Source organism: Saccharopolyspora sp. NPDC045941 (assembly GCF_056431445.1).
Window position 1 is genome coordinate 1 of the sequence record NZ_JBWKKU010000135.1, and the last position, 5,976, is coordinate 5,976.

The following is a 5,976-nucleotide window of genomic DNA, read 5'->3' on the forward strand; positions in this document are numbered from 1 at the left end:
CCCCCCGTCATCGCAGGTCGGCCCGAGGGCGTGATTTCCGCTGGTCAACTGGGCGGCTAGGGGGAGCCGCCCCGCTGTCTGGGGGCGCACCCTCTGATCTGTGCGGCTATGGGCAAGTTATGCAACATCGCGACTAGACCACGGTCGGGCCTTGATCCGCCCTGGCTGATCGCTAAGTCTGTGACCATGAAGCTACGCAAGGTGTCCGGCTGTGAAGATAAGGCATGCCCCACCGTGTACGTCTCAGACCGAGGTACGGCCGTAGTCCAGGGCGACCACGTGCACAGCGCTGAGGGCCTGACACTCGGCGAAGGAGAGACGGCAGTCGAACTACCCCCTGAGATCATTCTCAACGCCGTGTCCGCGCTAGTCGAGTCTGGAGCTAGCCCGGACGCCGTTCAGCGGCTCAGGGAGGCTCTGAAGTGATTTTGACCGGCGAGCAGTTCGGCGCACGGTTTGACAACTGCCAGCGGTCCGCATGGCGGTTCGAGTGCCAACCGACGTACGCCATGCAGAGAGAACAAGACAACCTGAACCGTTGGCGTGCAGGGGAACCGAAACCCGAAGGACACAACGCGGTTTGGCACGAAACAGTCAGGGAGATTGCGACATCCGGCCGGACCATCGGGCGTGTCCGCACCGTTCGGCAACCGCTCACGGAGTACCAGCGGTTCCAACTTGCGTGGGCCATCCCCGGCAACATCGAAGCCGGGGAAGACATCCGGATCTTGGACCTGACCGAACTAGACCTTGATCTACCTGCCCATGACTTCTGGTTGTTCGATGAGTCGACCGTGGTCGATCTGAACTTCAACTCTGGCGGAACTCTGCTCAACATCGACCAGCGGGAAAACCCTGACCTAACCCAATACCTCAAGTGGCGAGACACCGCATTGAGTCACGCCGTGTCGTTGAGCGAGTGGAATGCTCGAACCTGACACAGAACAGCAACAACGCAAGAACCTTGCGGACACGCTGAAGCAGCTACGCAAAGCGGCCGGGCTCTCTGGCGAGAGGCTGGCCGTTCGTGCTGCTATGTCCCAATCAAAAATCAGCCGGATTGAATCCGGCAAGACCTTACCGACTGTTGCTGACGTAGAACGCATCATGGCGGCACTCGACGTGCCAACCGACGTACGGGAAGAACTGCTAGCGCTCACTCGTTCAGCAAACGTCGAATACACGTCGCTACGGTCATCCGCCCGGCAAGGGATCTGGCGCAGCCAAGCTGAGATCAAAGCGCTCACAGAATCAGCCTCAGTCGTCCGCCAATTCTTACCCGCTATCCCCTCCGGACTAATCCAGACCCGAGACTACGCAGGTGCCGTACTTACCCCCGGCGTTGAGGGCCGACCAGCACGGAATATTGACCGCGCCGTACAGGCGAGGCTAGATAGCCAAGACACGCTCAACAACGAATCTCGGCGATTCCATTTCTTACTCACCGAGCAAGCCGTAAGGCTCAAGCGTGCCGCAGCTAGCGTTATGGTTGAACAGCTAAAGCACATGGCCGAGGTGTCGCAGCGGACAAACGTAGATCTAGCGATCCTCCCTAACACGGCCTTGGTGAACGCCTCCCCACTAAACGTGTTCGTCGTCTACGACGATCGGCTAGTGCTCACCGAGATTTTCGCGGGCGAGGTAGCGCTACGCGACTACCGAGACATTACCTACCACATCAACGTGTTCGAGCACTTCCGCGAACGCGCCCTAACGAGCGAGGACGCGAGACAGCTTCTCGAATCGGCAGCAGACGAGTTTATGCGAGCACGCGACTAAAACTACACCCGCCGATCAGCGCTCCCGATAATCAAGGTAGAAGTATTCGGGAGGCACCTTGCTTACTCTGTTGTGGCGCTGGCAAGAGCAGCGCCGAAAGCGTCAGAAATACCGAGCGATGGTGAAGCGCCGGAAGCGGGTGCAACTGTGAGCACCCCGGCTACTGAAACCGAGTCGTCGCTGACGCTGGAAGACCTGCTAACTGAACTCCGACTGCGAGGCTGGACGCTGATTCGATGGGGGCCGTTGGAATCCCCCGAGCTACTCGCAGCGATGTATCACAGAGCGACTAGCGCCGACGTGTTCATTCTCCGCAGCGCTAAGGACGCTACCGCCTACCGGTGCCCGATCATCGGTGACTCACCCGTGTTCTGCCCGCCGATAGTGGCGTGGCAATATCATGGAAAACCGTCATGGACCCTGCGCGAGGTTCTCGCACTGGAAGAACCGGGGAAGCCAGGGGCGCCGATTCATATCGAAGCTCCGCACCCGAACTGCACGATACCGCCAGGGCTGCCTAAACCCGTGAACATTCGACCGCTGAGACAAAACCTCTGAACTAGCCCCCGACCAGGCGCACGGTCGGGGGGCTTTCTCATGACTAAGACCCGAGTAGGTCCAAGTGGAACCCGATTACGATCAACACAAACGAAAGCCACTTCCAGCCGTTTCCGTGTTGGCCAATCGCAACAATCTTGGCAATCACCAGAAGGAACTTCTCTGCCTTAATCAGAATACAAGCTAAACCAAGTGCCAGCAACATGCCCAGCATCGTAGGTATTCCAGCAGACCCAAAGGTCTCACTTAACGTCTGCTCTCCACGCATCTCAACAATCACCACGGGAACCATACTCGCAGCAAGCGAGAGCGATGCAACGAGCAACAGAACGAGGCGCACTAGCGGAAATCTTGCTAACCATCTGCTCCTTACTCGCAATCGAAGTGCACTGCGCCGGAACCGATCGGGACCGATCAGATCGAGTACGACCACGGCACCGGAGATAAACTGAAGGTACTTCCCAAGGCGTGCCCAATACAGCATCGGCCAGCCATACATGGTGAAGTCTTCTAGCTTCTGACCATCCCACCACAGGCCCACGGCTTCCCAGAAACCAACGTCTTGCACCACGCCGGTAGCCACCTTCCAGTCAGGGAAATGACTGTACCGCAGTGATCAACAGAGTGATATACCCAGGAACACGAAAAGCCCCCTCAAACAGCCTTTCAGGGCCGTTCGAGGGGGTTTCGTATGCGTTCATGCGGCTTTAGACGCCTTTCGGCCACCGTTAAAGCGGCCCCGATCGTGCATATCCCGCATGTTCTCTAGCTGGGTACCTACCAGCAAGTGCCAGGGATTGACACAACTAGGGTTGTCACATTGGTGCCGGATCACTAGATGCTCGGGAATTTGGACACCATGAGAAAAAGCCCACGCTACGCGGTGTGCCTTTTCCATCAGTCCTCCACCGCCATCGCGTGTGGCTACAGCGATGCGGCCGTAACCATGTTCGTCCTTAAATGCTAGCCATTCCTGGCACCCGGTTTCCGGGTCAACAGGGCTGACCTTCGAGAAAAACCGCTCTGCGAGCGTGTCCATTGATATTCAGTTCCATATTCCCTCTCCTCCTGTATGTCTAATGAATAGTCATGCGGGCCCTTTCAGGGCCGATGCCCCCTGGGCGTTTTATACGACGAATGATTTCTCACTGCCGCTATACGCCCCGATGTAGCGACCCGCCAGGGGGTAACCTCCCCTGGGGGGCAATAGTATCTGTGTCACGAAACAAACGAATTCTCATACATTCCTGCGAATAGCTCGCACCGACCCACAAAGCGCAAGCACACCTGCAGCCTGCGCCGTAAAGCACAGTGTGTGCAGTAGTAGCACAAGCTCAGTCATTACTCAGTCCTAGCCAGCGAGCCACGCCACACGCTTACAGCGTCTGCTACTGCTACCAGCTCAACCCACGCACTACGCAAATGCGCTAGCTGTTCTGTGTTCCCGCTGCGCTCTACCTGCGCAAGCCTGCGCCTCTCGATACCGAGTTTGCTATTCGACACCCGGCACAGCTCACAGCAGTAGATAGAATCTCGACGCTGACTTGGGATGATTCCAAGGCAGCCCTGTCTGCGGCACTCCATTTAGCGATCCTTAGACTCGTTTCATAAAGTAATCGATGTGAGAAGTACGCTTGGAACCGAGATACCTTTGAGGCTGACCGAACTGAGAATATCGTCGGCCCTGCCACTCGAATTGAGACTGAGGTCCGAGGATCTGGAAATCCCTTGGAAGTCTAACCCTGTAAAGTTCCTCGGTCATGAAACCGATGGTCTGAGTCTCTGCCAGGCGGTTACTCGTGCCTGACTGCTGGACTAGCTGCACCGTGGCAGGTGTATCGATACCAACCGTGGACGGCTTAGTGATGATATTCCCGTCGCGGTCCGTTGTCTGAATCTCGGGGAAGACCTTAACCGTGGTGTTGAACTTGTTCAGCAAAGACATGCTCAGCCCCCATGAGAGAACGGCAGACGCGAGTAACCCGGCATCTGAAGGTGCGGGCGAATCGTGAACGCTCCGCGACGGACACCGAGCAAAGCCCATTCCTCCGGAAGGATGTCAAGCCTGCCGCTGGCAACCTTGGAGTTAAGCGAGTAGGAATAGTTCCCGTCCGACTCCTGAAAATACCCTGCTGGGTTACGGATCAATCGGAGCACTGCCTCAGCCTCAACAATGACGACGATTGCTTCAGCGAGAGTTCCGTCTGCGACCCTTTGATCAACGTCAGGGATACGGGATCTGATCAGAAGCTCAGCATCATTCAGCCGAGTCTGAACGGTCGTAATCTCTGCCTCGCTCAGAGGCTCGCCGTAGCGGTCGGCGACGTCTTGGGGAGTTGCGTAGCTCATTTTGTTTCTCCAGGTACGAGAAAAGGCCCCGGCTCCAATTAAGGGACCGGGGCACAGTTCAGTTAGTCAGATCAGGCAGCGTCGTACAGCCGGACAATTCCAGCCGGGTTGCAGAAACCGAAGCCAACGCGGCTGGTCGCACGCACCTGCACGGAGTCGAAAGCGAACGCCGAGTAAGGCGACGTGACAACCTCGGTACCGGTCCGGCGAACGGTCATCACCTGGCGCTTGTCCAGGCCCCAAACCTCACTGGCAGCGACGTGCGGGGAAACAATGACCTGCACACCGGCAAGCCGGATACCGTCATCCACGGTTTCCAGCAGACCGACATTCGAGCCGGTAGCCTGCTTGGCCTTGGCCAGAGCGTTAGCCACATCCTGAGCCACCACAAAGTGAGTCAGCTCAGCACCGTTCTCGATAGCGGTCGCCTTGGCGTCGTGGAACGGGTCCAGGTTGGTGTACGCAGTGCCCGTGTCAACGGTGGAGTACGCAACCGAGAGCAAACCACTCGGACCGTTGGCGGTCGTGTTGGCGAAGAAAGCAATGTCAATCGCCTTAGCAATCTGACGGGCCAGAGTCCGGCCGACCTGTTCGGCAACAGCCGGGTTCGAGTCCTTAACGGCTTCGTTCGAGATCTGAGTCAGCCCGGCAGTCTTCTTCGGGGTAACCACAACCTCATCGGTGGCACCGTCGCTCAGCGCAATCTGAGTGTTCTCGGCGTACCAGGCGACCGAAGGGTCGGACACCCACAGTGGGAATCGAATGGTTTCGTTCCGAGTCTCGACCAAGGTACCGACCTGGAAAGCAACGGACTTGGCGTTGACTTCAAGGTCAACCAGCTGACCGTAAGCCTCGGGAACCCAAGCCTGAGCAAGGTTAGAATCAAGCATAGCCATGTTGGCATCAATCTTTCTATGAAAAGGGCATGAAAAAAGCCCGGACCCTTTTGGGTCGGGCTAATTACCCGCTCTCCACGGGATAGCGAGTCAGGTTGAGCCGCAGGCTCTGAAAGTCCGCCCAGAGAATGACCACGGGTCACCCAAAGAGGGAAGAATAGAAAAAGGTCGGATTTTGGCCGGCGGTTGGGTAATAGAATTAGCGGGAAAGCAGATCAGACCAAGATGGCCTCGGAGCACGCATACCGAGACCTTGAGAGGGATCGTGCGGCTTATCCAGCTTCCGCAGTCCGGGCCGAGATTGCAACAGTTCAGAAGCTGCCTTTTCTACTGCTGCGGCATCTACGGTGCCATCATCGGTTACGTAGTCGGTAACCGTGGTCCCAGTCAGCGC

Annotated in this window: 6 protein-coding genes; 2 read left to right on the top strand and 4 right to left on the bottom strand. The window is 57.3% G+C overall.

Annotated features, from left to right (window positions below; translation table 11 throughout):
- Positions 1–422: 422 nt before the first annotated feature.
- Together AC07FN_RS45400 and AC07FN_RS45405 are read left to right on the top strand one after the other, a co-directional pair.
- Entirely contained in the window at positions 423–938 is a 516-nt protein-coding gene (locus AC07FN_RS45400; RefSeq protein ID WP_478401300.1) for a DUF6879 family protein, read from the top strand.
- Positions 925–1,779, top strand: a complete 855-nt coding sequence (locus AC07FN_RS45405) for a helix-turn-helix domain-containing protein (protein ID WP_450136961.1) — start codon at positions 925–927, stop codon at positions 1,777–1,779. Before AC07FN_RS45400 ends, AC07FN_RS45405 begins: the two co-directional genes overlap by 14 nt.
- Positions 1,780–2,380: 601 nt before the next feature.
- On the opposite strand, the gene AC07FN_RS45410 is transcribed toward AC07FN_RS45405, so the two are convergent.
- The 4 genes from AC07FN_RS45410 to AC07FN_RS45425 form a co-directional block, all read right to left on the bottom strand.
- Entirely contained in the window at positions 2,381–2,908 is a 528-nt protein-coding gene (locus AC07FN_RS45410; protein ID WP_478401301.1) for a hypothetical protein, read from the bottom strand.
- Positions 2,909–3,034: 126 nt separating this feature from the next.
- A complete protein-coding gene (locus tag AC07FN_RS45415; RefSeq protein WP_478401302.1) occupies positions 3,035–3,376 on the bottom strand; it encodes an HNH endonuclease signature motif containing protein in 342 nt (113 codons plus the stop codon).
- Between the two features lie 908 nt (positions 3,377–4,284).
- Complete coding sequence (locus AC07FN_RS45420) at positions 4,285–4,686, bottom strand: Gp19/Gp15/Gp42 family protein (protein ID WP_478401303.1); 402 nt, start codon at positions 4,684–4,686, stop codon at positions 4,285–4,287.
- 71 nt (positions 4,687–4,757) lie between these two features.
- Complete coding sequence (locus tag AC07FN_RS45425; protein ID WP_478401304.1) at positions 4,758–5,576, bottom strand: phage major capsid protein; 819 nt, start codon at positions 5,574–5,576, stop codon at positions 4,758–4,760.
- Positions 5,577–5,976: the final 400 nt, after the last annotated feature.